1 protein-coding gene is annotated in these 1,380 nt (G+C 57.5%); it reads right to left on the bottom strand.

Going from position 1 to position 1,380, the window contains the following annotated elements:
- Window positions 1-850 (bottom strand): carboxylesterase/lipase family protein (locus MF607_RS22480; protein ID WP_242122388.1); only part of this gene is annotated, 850 nt, incomplete at its 3' end.
- Between the last annotated feature and the right edge of the window lie 530 nt (window positions 851-1,380).

Raw genomic sequence — 1,380 nt, 5'->3', positions numbered from 1 at the left:
CATCCGTCTGTTGGCCGCCATCCACGACCTGATCGGTCGATAGCGAGCGAAGCTTCGTAAGCGCAGCGTCGTCAGCGCCGGTAATCTTGTGTCGACGCGCAAAATTGATGCCGATGGTTTCGGCCGAAACAGGATAATGCCGGTCGAAATTGTCGCGGTTCAATGGTCGCCCGGTCAGCGTCCCGTCGCGGCCACCGCCAGACTCGATGATCGCCTTGTGGAACAGTCCCTGCGCTCCAGGCGAGGTAAGAAGCGAATGTACGGAAACGCCGCCAGCGGATTCTCCGAAAATAGTAACGTTCCCCGGATCACCACCGAATGCTGCGATGTTGCCCTTGACCCACTTCAGAGCTGCAATCTGGTCCATATAGGCGTAGTTGCCCTTTGGTTCGGCAGGATGCTCCTTGCTGAGGGCGGGGAATGCAAAGAAGCCGAACCGCCCCACGCGATAGTTGAGCGTAACCAGGATGACACCCTGCTTGGCAAACTGCGTCCCCGAATAGGTCGGGTCCGCACCGCTCCCGAACAGGAATGCCCCGCCATATATCCAGACCATGACTGGTAGCTTGGCGCCGCTCTTCACATCTGCCGGTCGCCAGACGTTGAGATACAGGCAATCTTCCGACTTCGGCCTCTCGGCCGCCCCGCTGGGGAATCCACCCGGCTGCGCACAATCCGCAGCGAATTGGGTCGCATCGCGCTCCCCGGACCAAGCCTTGGCTGGTTGCGGAGCGCGCCAGCGTAGCGGCCCTACGGGCGGAGCCGCGAAAGGAATACCCTTGAAACTCGCAACGCCATCTTCGGTTGCGCCACGCAAGATGCCGCTCGAAACCGAAACCGTCTGTGCCATTGCTAGCGATCCGGGAAGCACTGCGATAACCAGCGGAAAGAGGAGTGATCGATTGGACACGCCAAGGCCCCTTATTATGTAGCGCATTCAGCTCGTGGAGCTGCCACAATTCTAAATTTCCTGCCGCTGGATCATTGAATCCGAACTATATGGATTTCAAAGGCAACGAGGATATTTGATTTTGCATGATGCGGTTTGCGGCATTCTCTTGCCGATCATTCAATATTGGACCGCAAGGTTAGTCAATCAGCCTAATCATGACGTGATGTCATAGCCCCAATGACCGAGAGCCGGTAAATACCCCGGTCGGTTTCTACAGTAGGCACATGGGTAAGTCTGATGTGGCCTTCGCTCGTGCTGCACGCACCGGCCAGTCGGCACTAAGCTGCCCATTCCCGCAAACGAACGTCCAGCGGGACGGGCACGGGAGGATTAGCCTTCTTATGCCTCCAATCGGGGCCGGCTTCCCGAAACCTGTTCCCGATTGCATTTTCCCGAAACGGCCCATCAGACATGGAAAAACGGGACTT

The sequence above is a fragment of the Sphingomonas lacusdianchii genome, assembly GCF_022664395.1.
Classification (GTDB): Bacteria; Pseudomonadota; Alphaproteobacteria; order Sphingomonadales; family Sphingomonadaceae; genus Sphingomonas; species Sphingomonas lacusdianchii.
This window is presented reverse-complemented; position numbering and strand designations above follow the sequence as displayed.